The 19,234-nt window shown below is 60.1% G+C and carries 17 protein-coding genes; 8 read left to right on the top strand and 9 right to left on the bottom strand.

Going from position 1 to position 19,234, the window contains the following annotated elements:
- Positions 1–2: 2 nt before the first annotated feature.
- The 3 genes from fnr to ftsH form a co-directional block, all read right to left on the bottom strand.
- Positions 3–755 (bottom strand): fumarate/nitrate reduction transcriptional regulator Fnr, encoded by a 753-nt coding sequence (fnr, locus tag BK658_RS14960; protein ID WP_123582944.1) that lies wholly within the window; start codon positions 753–755, stop codon positions 3–5.
- Positions 756–893: 138 nt separating this feature from the next.
- The gene (locus BK658_RS14955) at positions 894–1,319 is read right to left on the bottom strand and encodes a potassium channel family protein (protein ID WP_123582943.1); all 426 of its coding nucleotides are present in this window, start codon (positions 1,317–1,319) and stop codon (positions 894–896) included.
- Positions 1,316–3,139, bottom strand: coding sequence for an ATP-dependent zinc metalloprotease FtsH (gene ftsH / locus BK658_RS14950; protein ID WP_123582942.1), 1,824 nt, complete (start codon positions 3,137–3,139; stop codon positions 1,316–1,318). The genes BK658_RS14955 and ftsH overlap by 4 nt, the downstream gene beginning before the upstream one ends.
- A gap of 322 nt (positions 3,140–3,461) precedes the next feature.
- Here ftsH and BK658_RS14945 point away from each other — a divergent pair, with 322 nt between their 5' ends.
- The 3 genes from BK658_RS14945 to BK658_RS14935 all read left to right on the top strand — a co-directional run bounded on the left by BK658_RS14945 (position 3,462) and on the right by BK658_RS14935 (position 7,258).
- Positions 3,462–4,373, top strand: a complete 912-nt coding sequence (locus tag BK658_RS14945; RefSeq protein WP_123582941.1) for a universal stress protein — start codon at positions 3,462–3,464, stop codon at positions 4,371–4,373.
- A gap of 204 nt (positions 4,374–4,577) precedes the next feature.
- Positions 4,578–6,194, top strand: coding sequence for a chaperonin GroEL (gene groL, locus BK658_RS14940; protein WP_123583099.1), 1,617 nt, complete (start codon positions 4,578–4,580; stop codon positions 6,192–6,194).
- A gap of 173 nt (positions 6,195–6,367) precedes the next feature.
- On the top strand, positions 6,368–7,258 hold the full coding sequence (locus BK658_RS14935) for a universal stress protein (RefSeq protein WP_123582940.1): 891 nt from the start codon (positions 6,368–6,370) through the stop codon (positions 7,256–7,258).
- Positions 7,259–7,282: 24 nt separating this feature from the next.
- Here BK658_RS14935 and BK658_RS14930 read toward each other — a convergent pair whose 3' ends face one another.
- The 3 genes from BK658_RS14930 to BK658_RS14920 are packed head-to-tail and all read right to left on the bottom strand — an operon-like array spanning position 7,283 to position 11,708.
- The gene (locus BK658_RS14930) at positions 7,283–9,670 is read right to left on the bottom strand and encodes a serine hydrolase (protein WP_259740087.1); all 2,388 of its coding nucleotides are present in this window, start codon (positions 9,668–9,670) and stop codon (positions 7,283–7,285) included.
- Positions 9,622–10,893, bottom strand: coding sequence for a putative glycoside hydrolase (locus BK658_RS14925; protein ID WP_123582939.1), 1,272 nt, complete (start codon positions 10,891–10,893; stop codon positions 9,622–9,624). The genes BK658_RS14930 and BK658_RS14925 overlap by 49 nt, the downstream gene beginning before the upstream one ends.
- The gene (locus BK658_RS14920; RefSeq protein WP_123582938.1) at positions 10,890–11,708 is read right to left on the bottom strand and encodes a polysaccharide deacetylase family protein; all 819 of its coding nucleotides are present in this window, start codon (positions 11,706–11,708) and stop codon (positions 10,890–10,892) included. Before BK658_RS14920 ends, BK658_RS14925 begins: the two co-directional genes overlap by 4 nt.
- Positions 11,709–11,783: 75 nt before the next feature.
- Here BK658_RS14920 and BK658_RS30780 point away from each other — a divergent pair, with 75 nt between their 5' ends.
- Positions 11,784–11,999 carry a nitroreductase family protein gene (locus tag BK658_RS30780; RefSeq protein ID WP_404943182.1) on the top strand — a complete coding sequence of 72 codons (216 nt, stop codon included), beginning with the start codon at positions 11,784–11,786 and terminating at the stop codon, positions 11,997–11,999.
- An 18-nt stretch (positions 12,000–12,017) separates the two neighbouring features.
- Here the strand turns inward: BK658_RS30780 and BK658_RS14910 are convergent, their stop codons facing one another.
- Positions 12,018–12,983: a ribose-phosphate diphosphokinase gene (locus tag BK658_RS14910; protein ID WP_123582937.1), complete on the bottom strand. Its 966-nt coding sequence runs from the start codon at positions 12,981–12,983 to the stop codon at positions 12,018–12,020.
- A 370-nt stretch (positions 12,984–13,353) separates the two neighbouring features.
- Here BK658_RS14910 and BK658_RS14905 point away from each other — a divergent pair, with 370 nt between their 5' ends.
- Both BK658_RS14905 and BK658_RS14900 read left to right on the top strand, forming a co-directional pair.
- Entirely contained in the window at positions 13,354–14,061 is a 708-nt protein-coding gene (locus tag BK658_RS14905) for a phosphoribosyltransferase (protein ID WP_123582936.1), read from the top strand.
- On the top strand, positions 14,054–14,731 hold the full coding sequence (locus BK658_RS14900; RefSeq protein ID WP_123582935.1) for a dienelactone hydrolase family protein: 678 nt from the start codon (positions 14,054–14,056) through the stop codon (positions 14,729–14,731). The genes BK658_RS14905 and BK658_RS14900 overlap by 8 nt, the downstream gene beginning before the upstream one ends.
- 6 nt (positions 14,732–14,737) lie before the next feature.
- On the opposite strand, the gene BK658_RS14895 is transcribed toward BK658_RS14900, so the two are convergent.
- On the bottom strand, positions 14,738–16,105 hold the full coding sequence (locus BK658_RS14895) for an erythromycin esterase family protein (RefSeq protein ID WP_123582934.1): 1,368 nt from the start codon (positions 16,103–16,105) through the stop codon (positions 14,738–14,740).
- A gap of 301 nt (positions 16,106–16,406) precedes the next feature.
- Between BK658_RS14895 and BK658_RS14890 the strand changes: the two genes are divergently transcribed.
- The gene (locus BK658_RS14890; RefSeq protein WP_123582933.1) at positions 16,407–17,825 is read left to right on the top strand and encodes a cytochrome C; all 1,419 of its coding nucleotides are present in this window, start codon (positions 16,407–16,409) and stop codon (positions 17,823–17,825) included.
- A 25-nt stretch (positions 17,826–17,850) separates the two neighbouring features.
- The gene (locus tag BK658_RS14885; protein ID WP_185019834.1) at positions 17,851–18,507 is read left to right on the top strand and encodes a c-type cytochrome; all 657 of its coding nucleotides are present in this window, start codon (positions 17,851–17,853) and stop codon (positions 18,505–18,507) included.
- 309 nt (positions 18,508–18,816) lie between these two features.
- Here BK658_RS14885 and BK658_RS14880 read toward each other — a convergent pair whose 3' ends face one another.
- The gene (locus BK658_RS14880; protein WP_123582931.1) at positions 18,817–19,203 is read right to left on the bottom strand and encodes a hypothetical protein; all 387 of its coding nucleotides are present in this window, start codon (positions 19,201–19,203) and stop codon (positions 18,817–18,819) included.
- Positions 19,204–19,234: the final 31 nt, after the last annotated feature.

The following is a 19,234-nucleotide window of genomic DNA, read 5'->3' as shown; positions in this document are numbered from 1 at the left end:
TGTCAAACTGGCGCGTCCCGATGGCAGCCGGTGACCAGTTGCTTGAGCCTGTCCATGTCGAGGATTGTGACGTTACGCCCCGAAATCTCGACCAGTGCCTGATCCCGCAGGTGAGCAATGCCTCGGCAGATGGTTTCCAGACGCAGCCCCAGGTAGGAGCCGATCTCTTCGCGCCGCATCTTCAATACAAACTCCCTGGACGAGTAGCCGCGCATGTTAAACCGCTGCGACAGGTTCAGCAGAAAGGCCGCCAGGCGTTCGTCCGAGTTCATATTGCCCATCAACATCAGCATGCCCTGATCCCGGACGATTTCACGGCTCAGGAGTTTATTCAGGTTGTGCTGCAGTGACGGCAGCTCATGGGCGAGCTTCTCCAGCTGGGCGAAATGGATGGGACACACTTCGCTGTCTTCAAGGGCGAAAGCATTGCACGCGTGCTGGTCTGCGCTGATGGCATCGAGGCCAAGCATCTCGCCGGGTATTTGAAAGCCGGTCACCTGCTCGCGACCGTCAATAGTCAGCACATTGGTCTTGAAAGAGCCTATGCGTACCGCGTAAAGCGAGCGCAAGGGATCACCTGTGCGGTACAGCGCGGCGCCTTTTTTAACCTTCACGCGTTGGACGATCAGGGTGTCCAGTTGCTCGACTTCCCGACCGGTCAGGCCAATCGGCAGGCACAACTCCAGCACGCTGCAGTTGGAACAGGCAGCCTTTAAGTAATGGGCCTGACGGGGTTGGACTTCAAACGGTGACATGACGCGCCCCTCTGTAAATGTATCAAGCATAGGCGTTGAAAGCCTGGGCAGGCCCTTAATGCAGAAACCGGAGGCGGGTGTACGACGAACGGGGAGGTGGCCTCAGGTCCTGTGGCAGCAGTCATCTGCTCGAGATCACTATTTGCTCTTCCAGTATTTCTGCATTTCGAGAAACAGAAACGATGCTGTCCAGGAGATCAGTACCAGGCCGGTCAGTCCCTGCAGCCCGGTCAGGTACTTGAGCTTGCCCAAGGGCGATATGTCGCCGAAACCGATGGTGGTAAAGGTGGTGAAGGAAAAGTACACACAGTCCATGAGCGAGCCGTCAAAATTGCCGCTCAGGCTTCCCCATTCGCTGGAGCGTGTCATCAGGTAATAGACCAGCGCAAAGCACCAGACTTCCAGCGCATGGGCCAGCATCGCGCCAAATACCCCGACGACAATTCTGAATCGACTCCAGGCCCTGAGCCTGGGTAGCCAGTCGTTCAGGCGTGACAGGCATTCGTAGTGGATCACCACGGCAACGATTACCACCAGCGTATTGATCAGCGTCACCTCAATCATGGCGATCCATCGGGGGCGGCCTTGAGCGGTAGCAGCGGCGCAAACTCCTCTGGCGTCAGCGTTTCCTTTTCCAGCAGTAAATGAGCGCCGGCATCGAGGTCGGCCCGACGACTGTCGAGCAGCGCCTTGGCCCGGTTATAGGCTTCTTCGAGCAAGGCGCGGATGCCCAGGTCGATTTCCCGCGCGGTTTGTTCCGAATAGTCTTTCTGGCCAAGTCCGGCCATGTGTTCGCCCAAATAAGCAGGAGTTTGCCGTTCCAGTACCGATTGACCGAGTTCGGCACTCATGCCGAAACGGGTGATCAACTGCCGGGCGATGTCGGTCGCCCGGGTCAGGTCGTCGGCTGCACCTGTGGAAATCTGGCCATAGACGATGTACTCGGCAGCCCGACCGGCCATCAGTACGGCGATTCGGTCCTTGAGCGTCTGACAACTGATCAGGAAGTGATCCTCGGTCGGTCGCTGCAAGGTGTAACCCAGCGAGCCAATGGAGCGGGGGATGATCGAGACTTTGTGTACCGGGTCCATCCCGGGCAAGGTGCCAGCGGCCAGGGCATGGCCCATTTCGTGATAGGCCACCACCAGGCGCTCGTCAGGCCGTAACAGGCTGCTCTTGCGTTCGACACCCGCGACGATGCGCTCCACCGCCGCCGTGAAATCGTCGAGGTTGACGGTCTCGCCTCCCCGGCGGGTGGCCACGATGGCGGCTTCGTTGATCAGGTTCGCCAGGTCCGCACCGGTGAAGCCCGTGGTGATTCCGGCGATACGTTCGGAGTCGATGTCGGGCGCTACGGTGATTTTTTTCAGATGGACCTTGAGGATGGCCTGTCGGCCTTTCCGATCGGGGCGGTCGATCACCAATTGGCGGTCGAAGCGACCGGCCCGCAGCAGCGCCGGATCGAGGACCTCCGGCCGGTTGGTCGCCGCCAGCAGGACCACACCTTCGCGCGGGTCGAAACCGTCCAGTTCGGCCAGCAGCTGGTTAAGGGTCTGCTCTTTTTCGTCATTGCCGCCAAATGCGCCGACACCGCGCATTTTGCCCAGGGCGTCGAGTTCGTCGATGAAGATAATGCACGGTGCCGCCTGCCGTGCCTGCTCGAACAAGTCGCGCACTCGAGCGGCGCCGACACCGACGAACATTTCGACGAATTCGGAACCGGAAATCGAGAAAAACGGCACGCCGGCTTCACCGGCGATCGCCTTGGCCACCAGGGTCTTGCCGGTGCCCGGTGGGCCGACCAGCAGGGTGCCCTTGGGAATATGCGCGCCCAGGCGTGCGTATTTGGCCTTGTCCTTCAGGAACGAGACGATTTCCACCAGCTCGGCCTTGGCTTCATCGATGCCCGCGACATCGGCGAAGGTCACCCCGGTATCACGCTCGACAAACACTTTGGCCCGCGACTTGCCGACGTTCATCAGTCCGCCAAGGCCCTGTTTTTCGGCCATGCCGCGAAACAGGAAATGCCAGAGCACCATGATCATGGCAAAGGGCAGCAACCAGCCCAGCAGCGCGTTAAGCAGTGTGTTTTCGCTGATGCCGGAAAAGCCGACGCCTGACTGGGCCAACTCGGTCGCCAGCGTGGGGTCGACCCGCACGGTGGTGAACAGGTCGTGGCCGTCGATGGGCTCTTGCAGCTTGCCGCTGATCTGCTCCTTCTCGACCCGTAACTCGCTGACCTTGTGCTCGCCCAACAGTTGCAGGAACTGACTGTAGGGGATGCTCTGCACCGAATGGCGGTCAACAAAGAACAGCTGGGCGAGTGCAAGGACCAGAAAGGTGATCGCGAAGTAGGAAAGATTCCACTGGTGATTCTTTTTCATGGCCTTGGCTCAAAGGATAAGGGGGCACGATGCGTGGCGGTTCAATCCTTAACCCCCATGGGCATTTGAATAGGATTTTAGACGCCACCCGCTCGAACGCCGGGTTTTACGCTTTCCTCTGAGCTGACAGTCTCGGGACTTCTTGTCTTGAGCGCATGACGACAGTTTTTTGTGATTTTTATCAACCCCGGCCAGCACCTGCCCGCTCACTATCGACATTAACCAGAGAGGGTGTTCGTCGATTCGTTTGCTGATGGAAAGCCGACACAGGAGTGCTGCTCATCAGGTTCAACCGACCAAGCATCTGTAGACGAGGTGTGTAATGTTTGAAATTCTCCGTTTACTGCTGATCGCTCCGAGCGAAATGTCCCGTACCCCCGCGTTTGATCGGGCGGAGTCCCTGGCAAGAGCGACAGGCGCGATACTGCATATCGTGGCATTCGATTATGTCGAAGCGCTGGCGGTCGCTGGCCTGTTTGACCATCAGGCCATGGCGCAGGCGCGCGAGGGATATTTGCAGGTGCACCGTCACTGGCTTGAGCAGCAGGCCCGGTTCGGGCAATGCAAAGGCCTGCACGTGACCACCGAAGTGGTCTGGGCCAAACCGAGTATCGAGGAGATGCTTGAGTACGTGAACGACTTCGGGGCAGACATCGTGATCAAGGATGTACAGCGCGTATCGGCATTCAAACGGGTTTTCTACAAACCCCTGGACTGGCTGTTACTGCGCGACTGTCCGGCCCCCTTGCACCTGGTCACCGATGCCAGAAACCCGTTGCCCTTGAAAATACTGGCGGCTGTCGACCTTTCCCATCTTGAAGAGCTGACGCAGGGGCTTAATGACCAGATCCTCGACATTGCGTCGAAGCTGGCCGTGTCCTGTGGTGCGAAGCTGCACCTGCTCAATGTCAGCGGCTGGATTGTGTCGGGCGATTCTGGCGTGAACCTGCAAAACCTGACCATGCGAGAAAGCTTGAGAGACGCGGTCAGCGACGCCCAGATTGAAGCCTTTGATACGCTCGCTGAACGCTATGAGATTCCAGAGGCGAAACGGCATCTGTTGGCCGGGGTCCCGCATAAGATGATCGAGCGTTTTGCGGCGAATAATGACTTCGACATGATTGTGATGGGAACCGTGCACTATCGGGGCGTGAACGTGTTCATCGGCAGTACCGCCGAGAACACCCTGAACCGGGCGCCCTGCAGTTTGATGATCGTCAAGCCGCCGTCTTGATGGCGTATAGCGGTGGCGCAGTACCGCGATAGTGTTGAGCCGACCGGCACGCTTTAGACCCGTCGAAAAAAGCGCACCACATGCAGGCACCGCTGAAGGCCCCGCGACGTCGTGACTTTGTTGATAAAAGTCAACGTCGCGCGAGCCATATCATGGAAGCTGCAAGTACCTGCCTGTTGCAGAATGACTCGGGAGAGCAACCTGATGGCTCACAGTAAAATTCTGTTTCGTGCTGCCGCTCGCGAGAAAATCCTCTGCGGTGCCACACAGCTGGCGGACGCGGTTCGGGTGACCCTTGGGCCCAAATCGAAATCGGTGTTGATTCAGAACAAATGGGGTAACCCGACGGTCTGCAACGACGGCGTGACGATTGCCAAGCGGATCGATCTGCAAGACCCCGAGGAGGCTCTGGGTGCCCAGATGCTGCGTCAGGCGGCGGAGCGGACCGGCGATGCGGTCGGGGACGGGACCAGCACGGCAACGGTGCTGGCCCATGCGATCCTGGCCGACGGCATACGCAACGTCGTCGCCGGTGCCAGTGCGATCGATTTGAAGCGCGGCCTGGACCGAGGGCTGTTGCTGGTGGTGCAATCGCTGGCAGCCCAATCGCGTCCGGTCAGTACCCCCAAGGAAAAGGCCCAGGTGGCCACGCTGTCGGCGCATAACGATGCGGTTATCGGCCAGCTGGTGGCAGACGCTCTGGAAAAGGTCGGCGTTGAAGGCGTGGTCAGTGTCGAGGAGTCCAAGACCACGGAAACGGTGGTCGAGGTGATGGAGGGAATGCGTTTTGACCGTGGTTATGTCTCGCCGTATTTCGTGACGGATACCGAGAAAATGCAGGTTGAGCTTGATGATGCCTACCTGCTGCTCTGTGACCATAAGATCGGCGCGCTCAAAGACTTGCTGCCACTGCTTGAGTTGATTGCTAAAAGTGGCCAGCCACTGGTGCTGATCGCCGACGACATAGAGGGCGAGGCGCTGACCACGCTGGTCGTTAACCAGATCCGTGGCGTTTTGCGCTCGGTGGCGATCAAGGCCCCCGGCTTCGGTGATCGACGCAAGGAAATGCTCCAGGACATTGCCGTCCTGACCGGGGCAACGGTGATCTCCAATGAGCTGGGCATCAGCCTCGAACAGGTGGACTTGAGCCAGTTGGGGCGAGCGCATCGCGTGGTGGTGCAAAAAGACAGCACAGCGCTGATCGGCGGCGCCGGTAAGCGCGAGGCAATTGAGGCGCGCCTGCAACAGATCCGCGTGCAAATGGACGCTACAACCAGCGATTACGACCGTGAAAAGCTCCAGGAACGACTGGCCAGGCTATCTGGCGGCGTTGCGGTGATCCGGGTCGGGGCGCCGTCGGAGGCCGAGATGAAGGCACGCAAGGATGCGCTGGATGATGCCATTTCAGCGACTCGGGCGGCGATTGCCGAGGGCATCGTTCCGGGGGGCGGGCTGGCATTGCTCAAGGCTGTACCGATTATCGCGGCCGAGGAGGCCGGCTATGAGGGCGATGCCAAAACCGGTTTGCAGATACTTCGCCGAGCGCTCGAAGCGCCGGCCCGGGTGATCGCGGAAAACTCGGCGGTGGATGCCGGCGTGGTCGTTGCTCGTATGCTTGCGGAGCTAGGGAATATTGGCTTCGACGCGTCAGCCAATGTCTATGTGGACATGTATGAAGCCGGCATCATCGATCCGACCAAGGTGGTGCGTATTGCGCTGGAAAATGCCGTTTCAGTCGCCAGTATCCTGCTGCTGACCGAGGCGACCATGACTGATATCCCGGAAAAGGAATCACCTGCCCAGCCACCGTTTCCTGAATGACGCGCACCGCGCTGCGGCGGTGCGCGGTGACTTGATATAAATCAACGTCAAGCAGGCGTCAGGGGAGGACGCTGAGTCAACGCTGGTGATTTGATCCAGCGAGGACGCAATGGCTGACCACCGGCAAGGGGCAGCGGCAGGCGTCGAAGTCCAACCTGTCTGGAGTTCAGACCATGAGCCAGTATCAACGGTTATTACTGATCATCAACCCGGTGCTGCGCCATTCCCCTGCGATACACCATGCCGCCGCCTTGGCCAAGGCCAGCGGGGCGAGCTTGCATATTGCCGCGTTAGTACAGTCGCTGGACATTCTTGCACTGCTTGAAGAAGGCGTCCGGGAAAAGGCCCGGGAGAGTTACCTCCAGGACCATAGCGATTGGCTCAAGGACCAGGCGGAAAAAATGCGCGGCAGGGGGGTCGAGGTGACAACCGAGGTGGCATGGGCCGATGACATGCAGCAGGCGATCCTTGATCACGTCAGCGAAATGCAGCCCAATCTGTTGATCAAGCAAGTGCAGCATGAGTCAGCGCTCAAGCGCGCATTCTTCACGCCCCTGGACTGGTACTTGCTGCGCCACTGTCCAATACCGATGTATCTGGTGGGCGCGAGTGGTCATGCGTTGCCGCGCATAGTGGTGGCAGCGGTTGACGCTTCAGATACCGAGTCTTCGAACAGCGAACTGAATGACCGGATCATCCAGCAGGCCAACAGCCTTGCGCTGCAGTGCAATGCCGAGTTGCATCTGCTGTATGCCTGTGACATTTCGGCGGCCTATCTCGGGGATATGGGCGGCGGTGGGCTGACGCTGGCGGACCTTACCCGGGAACTGCGCAGAGAGCTGGAAAAATCATTTCTTCGGGTGGCCGGCCGATTCGGTGTGCCCTCTGACCGTCGACATTTCCTGCTGGGGAGCCCCGTCTCGGTGTTGAGTGAGTTTGCCGACGAGCAACAGGTGGATGTGATCGTGATGGGCAGAGTCCAGTCCCACGGACTGGAAAAGCTTCTCGGCAGTACGACCGAACATATCCTGTATCAGGTGCCTTGCAGCGTTCTCGCGGTCTAGGGGCTGTGGCACATTGTGTCGAGGTCAATAGCGCAAGTTCTCCTGCCGCAGTCGCGCGAAGCGTTCAAGCGCTGCAGCATCGAGCGCTTGCGCGGCGTCAGGCGCTACGCCATCGCGAATGGCTTGCCAGACGGTTTGCGAGCCGATTGAGCCGCGGGTCGCCGCAAGATCGAACGTGCCCGGATAGAGCGCATGCAGTGTGGCGAGCAGTGCCAATCCCAGGCGCGCGACGGGACGTCCTTCAGCCATCTGGTCGCGAGTGATGCTCACGCCATGACAGAGCTGACCGTGCCAGGTCGATTCGGTGGGCACGAAGTCGATCGGCTCGAAATGCGCGCCGATATCGAGCGCATTCAGCACATGTGCGAGCTGAGTCGCGTTGATCCACGGCGCGCCGATCCACTCGAACGGATGCGGTGTGCCGCGTCCTACACTCAGATTCGCGCCCTCGAGCAAACCGACATCCGGGTAGAGGTCCAGCTGGGACAGTGTGCGCAGGTTTGGCGAGAGCGGCACCCAACCGAGCCCGGTGTCGGCGAAGGTCATCGCGCGCCGGTAGCCCAGCATCGGCACAACGCGCAGATCCGCGCCAATGTGCTTGTTGCGGTTGAACAGACTCGCCAATTCACCGACCGTCATACCCGGCTGCAGCGGCGCCGGGAAATAACCGGTGAACGATTCGTGGCCGCTGTCCAGCACCGGCCCGCCGAATTGCTGCGCACCGAGCGGATCGGGCCGGTCCAGCACGAACAGCGGAATGCGCCGCGCCGCAGCGGCCTCGAGTGCGTAGCCGAGCGTCGTCTCGTAGGTGAAAAAGCGCACGCCGGCATCCTGAATGTCGAAGACCAGCGCGTCCAGTCCAGCGAGCGAACCGGCCGGAAAGCGCCGTGCCGCGCCGTAGAGACTGTGTACCGTGAGGCCCGTCGCGGTGTCGAGGGTGTCGCCGACCCGCTCGTCCATATCGATATTCAGCCCATGTTCCGGCGAGAACAGCGCCGCCAGCTTGACGCCTGGCGCGTGCGCGAGTACGTCGACGGTGCGCCGGCCCTCGGCGTCGAAGCCGCTGCGATTGGTGATCAAGCCCACGCGCTTGCCGGCGAGCGGCGCAAACCGCTGCGCCTCGAGCACGTCGATGCCGGTCTGCACCAGGCCCGTCGAGATCGGCAGGCGATCGGCGGCACTCAGCGCCGGTAACGTCGATGGCAGCCATTGGCCGATTTGCGCGACGCTCGCAGGCGCGGCCCGGCTTGCCAGCAGCGCGAGCAACTGCGCACGAAGCGGGCGGGCGTCACCGCGGTCGTCCGGGTACACGCGGTTGGTCAGGATAACGATGAATTGGCGCGTCAGCGGATCGATCCACAGGCCCGTGCCGGTATATCCGGTGTGGCCGATCAGGCCAATCGGCGGCAGACGGTCATGGTTCGACGCGAACGGTGCAGACAGATCCCAGCCGAGTCCGCGCCACGGTGGAGTCGCGAGCGGCGAGGCGGCACTCATGAGCGCGGCGATGCTCGCTGGCCGCAGAATCTGCAGGCCGCCCGCGCGCCCTTCGTTGAGCATCATTTGCGCGAAGCGGGCAAGGTCATCCGCCGTGGAAAACAACCCGGCGTTGCCGGAGACGCCGCCCATCCATTCGGCCGTCGGATCGTGCACGCGGCCGCGACGGATACCGGCCTTGTTCGCGAGTGTCGGCGCACTGCGGGCTGCTCGCCCGGCGTCCGGTACAAAGACTGTGTCACGCATACCGAGCGGCCCGAAGATGTAGGCCTGGCAATACGCGTCGAGCGTGCGGTGCGTGATGCGCTCGACCAGTTCGCCCAGCACCACGAAATTCAGGTCACTGTAGATGACGCGCTCACCTGGCACGCTACGCAGTCTTTGCGCCGCTATGGCGCTCAACACACCTTCGCGGTCCGAATGCAGCGGTCGCACAGGCAGGTCTGGCAGCAGCCCTGAGGTGTGCGCCAGCAGATGACGAACGGTCACCGCGTCCTTGCCGAAGGCCGCAAAGGCCGGCCAGTACTGAGCAACGCGTGCGTCCAGGTCGATGCGGCGCGCTTCGGCCAGTTGCATGATCGCCGTGGTGGTCGCGATGACCTTGGTCAGCGACGCGAGATCGAACTCGGTGCTCAGCGTCATCGGTTCGGGGTCGGGCGTTGTCGCGCGTAGCCCAAAGGCTTGGCGATAGAACACGTGCGTGGCGTCTCCGATCAGGACGACAGCTCCCGGAACGCGTCCGGCGGTGATCTGCCCTTCGACGATCTGTGCGGCTTGCAGGCGCGCCGCCGCATCGAAATCGGCGGCACCCGCGAACTGCGCCGCCACCATTGCAAGCAGCATCGCCCAGCGTTTCAGCACACCGATCAAGGGTGCGGCAAATCGGCGGCGTTGTAGTGATTGTGTGGATTCCATAACATCCATCCATCGGTGCCGGCTGCATTGGCGGCGTTGATCTGGGCACTGATCGCCGCCGCATCAAACAGGCGACGATCGAACGCATAGTCGCGAAAGGCCTGTAGCCACGGACGAAAACGCACACCCGACAGATGGGTGCGCTTCATCGCCTCTGTCAGGGAGCGTCTGACGATCTGAGCGGGATCGCTGACCGGGTTGGTCAAACCCGGCAGCCCCCAGGTAAAACCGGACGGGTAGAGCATCGGCGAAATATAGTCGAGCGGCTCGCCGAGCAATTCGATTTGCTGGCCGATCGCGGTATCGTCCAGGTTCCAGCAAACGTAGCCGAAGATGTCCGCAGAGACGAATACATTGTAGGGCGCCAGCCGTGTGCGTGCGGCCTGCAGGAAACCGACGATCGCCTCGGTCCGGTTGCGCCGGGTATTGGAGAGGGCAAAGTGCAGCCCGCTCTTGTCGGGAAAGCGCACATAGTCGAACTGAACCTCGTCGAAGCCCATCTGCGCCGCTTCCTCGGCGACATCGAGATTGTGCTGCCATACGTCCTGCGAAAACGGATCCATCCATTGCAGGCTCTCGCCATCGCGCCACGGCTGGCCTTCTGTGGTGTGCACGCTCCACTCCGGATGCGCGCTGGCGAGCGGGTCGTCCTTGAACACCACGATGCGCGCGATCAGATACAGGTGTTGCGCATGCAGCCGGGCAAGCAGCGCCGCAAAGTCCTGGTCCTGTGGTGCGCGCACCGTCACGCGGGCAGCCGCGCCGATGGCCTCGCGCGCCGTGCTGCGATACGGCGTCAGGCCGCGGTCGCCCTTGACGTCAATCACCAGCGCATTGATCTCGGTGCTTTCGGCAAGGCTGAGGGCATTATTGCGCAGCGCCTTGCTGGTCACGCCGAACACCGACAAATACAGCGCTTTCGGGCGAAACGGGGTCAACTCGAGCGTCACGGGCGTATCGCCGGACACCTTGGCCTCGGTGCGCAGATACCCTGGAGCGCGGGCCGCAACGCTCTCGACCGCCTGAGCGATTTCAAACTGGCCGTGTTCGTCGGTCCGCATCACACCCGCCGATGTCGTGATGATCGCGTCGGCGAGTGGATTCTGCGTGCTTGAGTCGAGCACGACACCGGTGACGGCCAGGGCTCCTCGTTCGGTCAGCAGGGCCGTGACGGCGAGTAGCGTCGCAATTGCATAGCGCCTCATTGCGCGTGTGAAGGTCATTGCGCGCTCTCCATTGCGGGCGTCGCCGGGGTGTTCGGTTCGCCAAGCAGGTGCGCGAATGCGCTGGCGCCGTAGGCATCGGTCATCAGAAAGCGCGGCAGCGCGAGCAGCCGGGCGTGCCGGTCCGCCTTGTGCGCGTCCAGTGTGAAGGCGACGACATAACCGTCGTTGGAGGCGAGTGCGATCAACTCGTCGTCGTAGATGCCGAAAGGCCACGCGAGCATGTCGATATGCGTACCGGTTTGCGCCTCTAGGCGTTGACGGGATTTGTCGAGTTGCATGCGCACGAATTGCTGGAAATCTTCCGGTGTACGGTGTCTACGCTCGACCTTGAAATTGGGATGCCAGTACGTATGCCCCTGGATGTCAAAGAGCCCGGTCTGTTTCAGGCTGCGCAATTGTTCCCAGGTCATTGCATAGGACGCGTTCGAGATCGCCGATGGATAGATGAACAGCGTGACCGGAAAACGCTCGCGCTGCACGATAGGCAGCAGCTTTTCGAATACCGAGCGATGCCCGTCGTCGACGGTGATCGCTACCGGCTTCTGCGGTAACGTCGCATTGGGATCGCGCAACCAGTCGACCACCTCACGCAGCGGCACGATGTGGTAGCCATGCTCGTGCAGGACGCGTAACTGGGTTTCGAAGGTGCTCATGCGCACGGTCATCGAGTCGTCCAGTGTCTGCGAAAAACGGTGGTAAACGAGGATCGTGACGCGCGGTTCGGCGTTTTGCCCGGTGTTGTCCGCGCCCAAGGCTTGACCCCAGATGCACACCAGCACAGCGCACACCAGAAGCCGGATCGCGCTGGTCATATAAGCCCCCCGTTTGGCAGGTTTTGCCTTGATTTGATCTAAATCAATAGTAGATCTTCGTTGGCGGGCCACTGTATGAAACGACAGTATTTGAGGCTTGCCGCGTACGCTGAAGGACTCGGCACCTGCTGGATCGGTTTTGCCCAGGGGTTTCTCAATACGCCGGAGGGCAAGCATGTACTGGGCCTCCCTGCCGGATCGAGGCCAGTGGCGCCCATCATCGTTGGCCATCCTAAGTCCGCGCCCGCGCCCGTCCAGCACAAGGACCCTGAAATTCGCTGGATTGGCTGAGCAGGAGGCTTCCCGTGCTCAGACGGTACCAAACGCTCCGTTTTCAGCCAGTAAGGTGGCAATCAGGGCGGTGCTGTCGAGTACGTGCAAACGGCGCGTCACACAGTCGGCTGGCAGACGAAACGGCGGCACGCTGTCAGCGATCGCAAGGTGTTCAAACAGTGGCTTGTCGAGCAGATCGGTGCCACCGGTGAACAAACCATGGGTGGCGGCTGCGAACAACCGGGTGGCACCGGCCTGCTGGCAGGCGAGGCCCGCATGCATCAGCGTTTCACCGGTGCTGATCAGGTCGTCGAAAATAATCGCGGTCTTGCCCAGCACTTCGCCGACCAGCAGGGTGCCGGTGAACGTCGTTTGACCACGGTGCTTTTCCATTAGCGCAGCGCCCACCGCGCGTCCCAGTTGCTGCTCCAGGGCCTGGCGAAATTGCTCGGCCCGCTTGGTGCCGCCGGCATCCGGGGAAACCGACACCACCTCGGCGTCGCCGACGAGCCCGGCGAAATGCCGGGCGAACAATTCCGCGCACTGCACGTTCCACGTGGGAATGCGGAACGCATTGTCAAACGCTGCAGGGTTGTGCACCTCCAGGGCCACCAGACGATCCACACCGCAGGCTTCAATCATCGCCGCCACGTAGCGGGTGATCGTGGGGTCCTGAGGTTGGGTGCGACGATCCTTGCGTCCATAGCAGAGGTAGGGCGTCACGGCCTGCACCTGGCGAGCGCCGGCATCCTTGAGTGCACCGCAAAAAAACAGCAGCCGACACAGCTTGTCGTTTGCACTCTGCCGGTCATCCCCATACAAGGAATGGAACACCACGACCTCACGACCGTTGACCGACTCCAGCGGTCGGCATTTATGCTCGCCATCTTCATAGTCGCGCTCCTCATGGCGCGCCAGTTGACAGCCAAGCCGCTGCGCGACGCGGCTCGCGTAGTGCTCACTGCCTTGCAGGGCAAACAGAAGCGGGCGTTCAGTGAGCATGTATTGGCTCCTTCGAGGCACTCATCGAACACGCCTCGCCTGGACGGCTTACGGTCTACTGCTGTGTAGACCAGACGAGCACCGAGTTGCGCCATATACGCGCAGATAGCAGTCTCCCGTCGAGAGCCGATGGATTAATCATAGCGCAGGGACTGTGTTGCCGATGGCGGTGACGGGGACTTGATATAAATCAAGACCGGGGAGACTTCAGGGGAGGAACCTGAATAAAAACGGGTGTTGACACACGGCTGAACGCCTCCCACGCGCTCATGGCCTGGAAAAGTTTCTCGGCAGTACGCCTGAACATGCCCTGTAACAGGTGCCTTGAAGCCGGTGCGGATGTGGCTCGATTGCCTTAGGAGGTTTCCAAATGACACAGAGTTCCTCACTGAATACCATCTTGCGCGACCGGACTGCTGCCGGTCGAACCTTGGTGGAACCGCTGCTCAAATACGCTCATCGGCCCGATGTCATCGTGCTTGCCTTGCCCCGTGGCGGTGTCCCGGTGGCCTATGAAGTGGCCACTGCCCTGGAGGTTCGCCTGGACCTGATGCTGGTCCGCAAGTTGGGCGTTCCGTCCCATCAGGAGTTCGCCATGGGCGCCATTGCCAGCGGCGGCATACAAATTGTCAATGAAGAGGCGCTACGGCTTCACCCGATTGATCAGGACACGTTCGATGCCGTGGTCGCACGGGAAACCCGGGAACTGTTGCGTCGCGAGCATTTGTACCGGGCAACGCGTGCGCCAGTGGTACTCAAGGACCAGGTGGTGATTCTGGTCGACGATGGCCTGGCGACAGGGGCCTCGATGATGGCCGCGATCCATGCTGTGCGCCTGCAAGCGCCGTCGCGCATTGTCGTCGCTGTGCCCGTGGCGCCGCTTGAGACGGTCGAGGCGCTGCGCAGCGAAATAGATGAGCTGGTGTGTCCGCTCATTCCCGAGTGGCTGATGTCGATCGGCTATTGGTACATGAACTTCACCCAAACCTCGGACGAAGAAGTTATCGATCTTTTGCAGCGAGCCTGGCAACGAGAGTCCAGTACGGGCATTGCCCCTCAGGAGAATTCCGATGCTTGAGTCTCACTATAGAAAGCTAGGCCTGGAGGACGTGGAACTGTCAGCCGACCTGCGTCTGCCGATGAACGCTATCGGTCTGGTGGTCTTTGTCCATGGCAGCGGCAGCAGTCGTTCAAGCCCACGTAACCAGCAGGTTGCAGAGTCTCTGGGAAGACGGCGGCTGGGCACGTTGTTGTTCGATCTGCTCACGGAGCCGGAGCAGCGCCTGGATAACGTGACACGGGAACTGCGTTTCGATATCGCGATGCTTTCCCGGCGACTGGTGCAGGTGATCGACTGGATTGGCCGGGACGCTGAACTGCAATCGCTGCGGATCGGTCTGTTTGGCGCAAGCACCGGGGCCGCTGCGGCGCTGTTGGCGGCGGCCGAGCGTCCGGACGTGGTCCATGCGGTGGTCAGCCGAGGAGGGCGGACCGACCTGGCAGGCGCGGCGTTGTCCCGGGTAAGGGCGCCGACCTTGCAAATCGTCGGAGCAGAGGACCCGGTGGTATTGCGTCTGAACGTCCAAAGCGGTCATGTTCTGCGGTGTGAACAGCGTCTGGAAATCGTGGAGGGTGCTACCCATCTTTTTGAAGAAGCAGGCACCCTCGAAGAAGTCGCCAGACTTGCTGGCGACTGGTTCGAGAGGCATCTGCGCAGCACTCGTCCAAAGACTACTGGCAGCCTTTGACCGGTATCAGACGCCAAACGGAAAGGTTTCGTCTTCCGGTTCCAGCGCCTGACTTTTCGGCAGAGGCAGTGCCGTCACCGGTTGCGTCTGTTCAATCCACACCATGGCGTCAAATTGCTCGGCCAGCACCGACTCGAAGTAGTGGCTGCTGCGCTCGCTTTCGGGACGGTAAATCACCCCGATGGCCCGTTCCAGCAGGGGCTCGGACAGCGCCTTGCGCAGGTCTTTGCGCTGGGGATCTCGCCAGTCGGTCAAAGACGCGGGGACACCGGCTTTAAGGAACTGATGCTCCCAACTGTCTGCACGAGACGGCCGGATGTCCTTGATGAGCATATCGGCGTCCCAGTCATCGGCTGCCGCCACCTGGCCACGGTCGGTGCTCATGCCGATCAGAACGACATCGCGCCCATAGGCGCTGCGGCACAGTTGACCGATATTGAACTGGCCCTTCCAGCCCATTTCCGTGGCAGCGGCATTGCCGATATGGGAGTTGTGTGCCCAGACCACGGCCTTGGCGTGAGGGCCTCGGTGCTCAAGCAACGTCCGCAGCGTGTCGAACATGTGCTGGTCGCGCAGGTTCCAGGAGGTGGTCGAGCCTCGATAAATCGCTCGATAGTAGTGTTCCGCCGCCCGAACGACCCGGGCGTTTTGCGTGGCGTCGAAGAAGGCATCGTCATCGCGGATAAGCCCCGCCAGTTGTTCGGCGAGCATGGCATTGAGCTGCTCGACCACCGCTTGCTCACAGGGCATCAAGCCGCCCTGTTCAACAAAGTGGCCGTACAACGCTGGCTCATCCTGCCAGGGGGTCAAACAGCCATAGCGCCGCCGTGCTTCGTGTGCCAACTGCGGGTCGACCCGGTCCAGATAACTCAGGACCTCGTGAATGGAGTTGCGCAAACTGTAAACGTCCAACCCGCGAAACTCGACTCGATGCTCGGGGGCTTGCTTGTGGTTGTATTGATGAAGCCAGTGGGCGAATGCTTTCACATCGGTATTGCGCCACATCCAGGTCGGGAATCGGCTGAAGATGTGCCGTTTCCAGGCCGAATGGGCCAGCCCGCGGACGTAACGGTCAACATGACCGGCGTCTGGCCAGTCAGCTTCAACCGCCACAATCGTGAACCCGTGCTGCTCAATCAATCTTTGGGTTATCGCCGCCCGGGTTCGGTAGAAGTCGCTGGTGCCATGGCTGGCTTCACCGATCATCACCACGCGCGCATCGGCGTAACGGTCGAACATTTTGCCGAAGGCGTCTGAATTCAAATCCGGCAGCGGTTCCGCGTATTGACGTAACAGAGGGGCAATAGACACCCTCGAAACGTTGTTGCGCGGGCCGTACAGTTTTTCCAGCAAGCGTTGGGAAGTTGAGGTCATGAGTGTCGTCCCTATAAGAGAGGGGTTACCCGACGTGCAGCACTCTGGGCTGCCTCTTTGATCATTCCTACACCTTGATCCAGAGGATTCATTGAGTTTCGTCAACAAAGGATGCAATGCCCCAAGAGACAGTGTCCGCATCACACGCCCGCAGGCCACTGAATATGACCTGACGCCATGGGCATGATGCGCGTTGCAGACTTGAGCGGCGCAGCGCTTTGCTGAATTTGTAAATGGCCAGCGTCTGGCTAGGCTCCATTCAAAGTTGAATCGTTCGACAGTCTCTTCAGAGGGAACTGAAATGTATGTGAAGAACGGCGAGGCAGGCGGGAAGACGGCGGTGGAGCGGTGGTTTTTTTCCGGGTCAGCTTTTTTAATCAAGTTGCTCCGGCGACCGGGCACCCTGTTGGGGGCGCTATTAGTGCTGCTGTTTTGTCAGTCAGCGCAGGCCTTGCCTTCCTTTGCACGTCAGACAGGGCAAAGTTGCGTTGCCTGTCATGCCGGTGGGCAGTTTCCTGAACTGACACCTTATGGGCGCCTGTTCAAGCTGACGGGGTATACCAATGGCGTACGAACCAACCCCTTGGCGGCCATGATCGTCGGCGACTTTACCTCAACGCGTAACAACAGCGACGGCGCGGGCAGCTCGATTTCACCCAAAGACAAGCAATTCATCATTGATTTCGGCAGCGTGTTCCTCGGTGGAAAAATCACTGACGTCATCGGCGGCTTCGCCCAGTTCACCTACAGCTCGTATGACCACCAGGATGCTTCGGGTAATTGGGTCAGTCACCTGGGCTCGGACAACTTCGACCTGCGTTATGCAGACCGCCGGGTGGATACCTCGAGTGATGTCATCTGGGGGGTTACATTGAATAACAACCCCACGGTTCAGGATGTCTGGAACAGCACGCCGGCCTGGGGCTATCCCTATGTCAGTTCAACCTTGGGCGCCTTCGGCGGGGTCCCGACCTCTACCCTGATTGAGGGGGGATTGGCTCAACAGGTGGCGGGTATCGGTGCCTATGTTTATTTGAACAAGTCGTTGTATCTGGAGCTGACCTCCTACCAGACCGCCAAAGACACATGGCAGTTTCTGAGCCTGGGCAACAAGAAGGGTGACACCTACCATCCGCTGACGTACATGGATGGCTCAAGCCCTTATGCAAGGCTGGCCTATACCTACGAGTGGGGGGCCCAAAACGTGATGGTGGGCGCCTTTGCGATGAATGCCAAAATTCTGCCCATGGATGATTCCAACAATCCGATCCACGGCCAGGGCAGCACCGAGTACCGGGACGTCGGCTTCGATGGCCAGTATCAGTACCTCCTTGAGCCCCATGCATTCACGGCACAGATACGCTATGTCAAGGAAGAAATCAGGGATGACACCCAGACACTCTTCGACGGACCTGCAACCCTGCGATCCTTCAAACTGAAGGGCAGTTATGTGTACCGTTCCAAATATGGTGCGAGTCTGGCGTATACCAATGTCAATGGCAGCTCGGACGCCACGGCGTACCCGGACAGCGCCAACTTTTCACCCGATACACGAATGTGGACGCCAGAGGTGTTCTGGTTACCGATGCAGAACCTGAGGGTCGGGCTCCAGTACAACTATTTCACCCGCTATTTAGGCGCAACGAACAACTATGACGGCAATGGCCGTGATGCCAGTGAGAACGACACTACGTATCTTTATATGTGGTACGCGTTTTGATCAGTTGAACGCAGGGGCGTAGACCATGAACGCAATGGGCATGAAGAGTTCTTTCAATCGATCGCATTTATTTCTTGCCCTCTGCGTGGTTGCGCTCACGGGCTGCACCGGTACGACCGAGCAGGCATCGGAAAAAACCTCGCCCATGCCCGGTATCGCCATGGTCGACAAGGTTTGTTCCATGTGCCATGGGCTGACGGGGGAGTCCATCTCGCCGATGTTTCCCAAGTTGGCCGGCCAGCAAAAAGAGTACCTGAAGTTGCAGCTGGCGGACTTCAAGGGCCATGCACGCAGCGATGTAACCGGGACTCAATACATGTGGGGGTTTACCCATTTGACAGAGACCCAGATCAGCGAACTGGCCGACTATTTTTCCAGTCAGAGCCCCATGAAGGCTGACGCCGATAAGCCTGATGCGCGCGGTGAGTTGATCTTTCGCAAAGGCTTGCCTGAGTCGGGCGTCGCTCAGTGCAGTTCCTGCCATGGTGCCGACGGCCAGGGCAATGGTCAGTTTCCGCGCCTGGCGGGTCAACATGCCTATTACATGATTCGCCAGCTCAAGGTTTTTCAACAGACCGACCAGCGCCCGCGTGGCGCCATGATGAAACAGGTCACTCATTCATTGTCTGATGCCGATGCCGAATCTGTCGCTCATTACATTGCGGCACTTGGGGCAAAATAATGAGGGCCTTTGCGGCACGGGACGCCAATCCTTTTCGTATCCGGGCCTACCGCAATGCGGCGTGAACGCTCAACTCGGATGCGCATCGCACCGTTGACTTCGCCTATTTGCAGTATGGGGTCGCTCAGGCACGCCGTGCCTGGCTGGAAAAGCCCGATGTGCTCAACACCCGTTCCCTGAAGGAGCTCAAGGCGTTCCTGAGCTCCTGTTCCGCCCGGGGATGAGCGGCTGTTGATGAGGGATTGAGACACTCCATTCCTTTTCGTCAGTAACGTGCCGGATGACCTTTGCGAAATCAGCTGCGCCTACTCAGTGTATGGGGCCGGAGGGTGTCCCCGGAACCAGGCGCCACGCTTCAGGGCACTGGTGCACATAAGGGTAGTAGCCTTTGGCTGAAGGGCAGTAATACCAGCTGGGCGCAGGCTGGGTGTTGGGGGGCGCTGCCACCACGGGCGGGTTGGCCGGGTAGTAATAAACAGGGGGCGGGTAGTAGTAAACCGGGTAGGAGGGGTAGTAATACGGACCACGAAGGTACGCGCCTTCCCAGCCCAGTCCCAAGCCAAGACCGATGCCCCACCAGAACGGAGCGCCGATATGACCGCCTCCGTGTCGGTCGGCGTTGGCCGGTAATGCAAGGCACGTGGCGATCAGGATTGCCCCTATCAGCGTGCAACGTTTTACCGAGTTGATATTCATGATGTCTACCCAATAGTGCAGTGAGTAACGT

It is taken from the genome of Pseudomonas brassicacearum (assembly GCF_003732175.1).
Classification (GTDB): Bacteria; Pseudomonadota; Gammaproteobacteria; order Pseudomonadales; family Pseudomonadaceae; genus Aquipseudomonas; species Aquipseudomonas brassicacearum_G.
Note: the sequence above shows the minus strand (reverse complement) of the source record. Positions and strands in the feature narration are given on the sequence as shown.

Excerpts from the sequence above, each read along its gene's own strand:
- fnr (WP_123582944.1), bottom strand. The coding sequence starts at position 755 with ATGTCACCGTTTGAAGTCCAACCCCGTCAGGCCCATTACTTAAAGGCT.
- BK658_RS14955 (WP_123582943.1), bottom strand. The coding sequence starts at position 1,319 with ATGATTGAGGTGACGCTGATCAATACGCTGGTGGTAATCGTTGCCGTG.
- ftsH (WP_123582942.1), bottom strand. The coding sequence starts at position 3,139 with ATGAAAAAGAATCACCAGTGGAATCTTTCCTACTTCGCGATCACCTTT.
- BK658_RS14945 (WP_123582941.1), top strand. The coding sequence starts at position 3,462 with ATGTTTGAAATTCTCCGTTTACTGCTGATCGCTCCGAGCGAAATGTCC.
- groL (WP_123583099.1), top strand. The coding sequence starts at position 4,578 with ATGGCTCACAGTAAAATTCTGTTTCGTGCTGCCGCTCGCGAGAAAATC.
- BK658_RS14935 (WP_123582940.1), top strand. The coding sequence starts at position 6,368 with ATGAGCCAGTATCAACGGTTATTACTGATCATCAACCCGGTGCTGCGC.
- BK658_RS14930 (WP_259740087.1), bottom strand. The coding sequence starts at position 9,670 with ATGGAATCCACACAATCACTACAACGCCGCCGATTTGCCGCACCCTTG.
- BK658_RS14925 (WP_123582939.1), bottom strand. The coding sequence starts at position 10,893 with ATGACCTTCACACGCGCAATGAGGCGCTATGCAATTGCGACGCTACTC.
- BK658_RS14920 (WP_123582938.1), bottom strand. The coding sequence starts at position 11,708 with ATGACCAGCGCGATCCGGCTTCTGGTGTGCGCTGTGCTGGTGTGCATC.
- BK658_RS30780 (WP_404943182.1), top strand. The coding sequence starts at position 11,784 with ATGAAACGACAGTATTTGAGGCTTGCCGCGTACGCTGAAGGACTCGGC.
- BK658_RS14910 (WP_123582937.1), bottom strand. The coding sequence starts at position 12,983 with ATGCTCACTGAACGCCCGCTTCTGTTTGCCCTGCAAGGCAGTGAGCAC.
- BK658_RS14905 (WP_123582936.1), top strand. The coding sequence starts at position 13,354 with ATGACACAGAGTTCCTCACTGAATACCATCTTGCGCGACCGGACTGCT.
- BK658_RS14900 (WP_123582935.1), top strand. The coding sequence starts at position 14,054 with ATGCTTGAGTCTCACTATAGAAAGCTAGGCCTGGAGGACGTGGAACTG.
- BK658_RS14895 (WP_123582934.1), bottom strand. The coding sequence starts at position 16,105 with ATGACCTCAACTTCCCAACGCTTGCTGGAAAAACTGTACGGCCCGCGC.
- BK658_RS14890 (WP_123582933.1), top strand. The coding sequence starts at position 16,407 with ATGTATGTGAAGAACGGCGAGGCAGGCGGGAAGACGGCGGTGGAGCGG.
- BK658_RS14885 (WP_185019834.1), top strand. The coding sequence starts at position 17,851 with ATGAACGCAATGGGCATGAAGAGTTCTTTCAATCGATCGCATTTATTT.
- BK658_RS14880 (WP_123582931.1), bottom strand. The coding sequence starts at position 19,203 with ATGAATATCAACTCGGTAAAACGTTGCACGCTGATAGGGGCAATCCTG.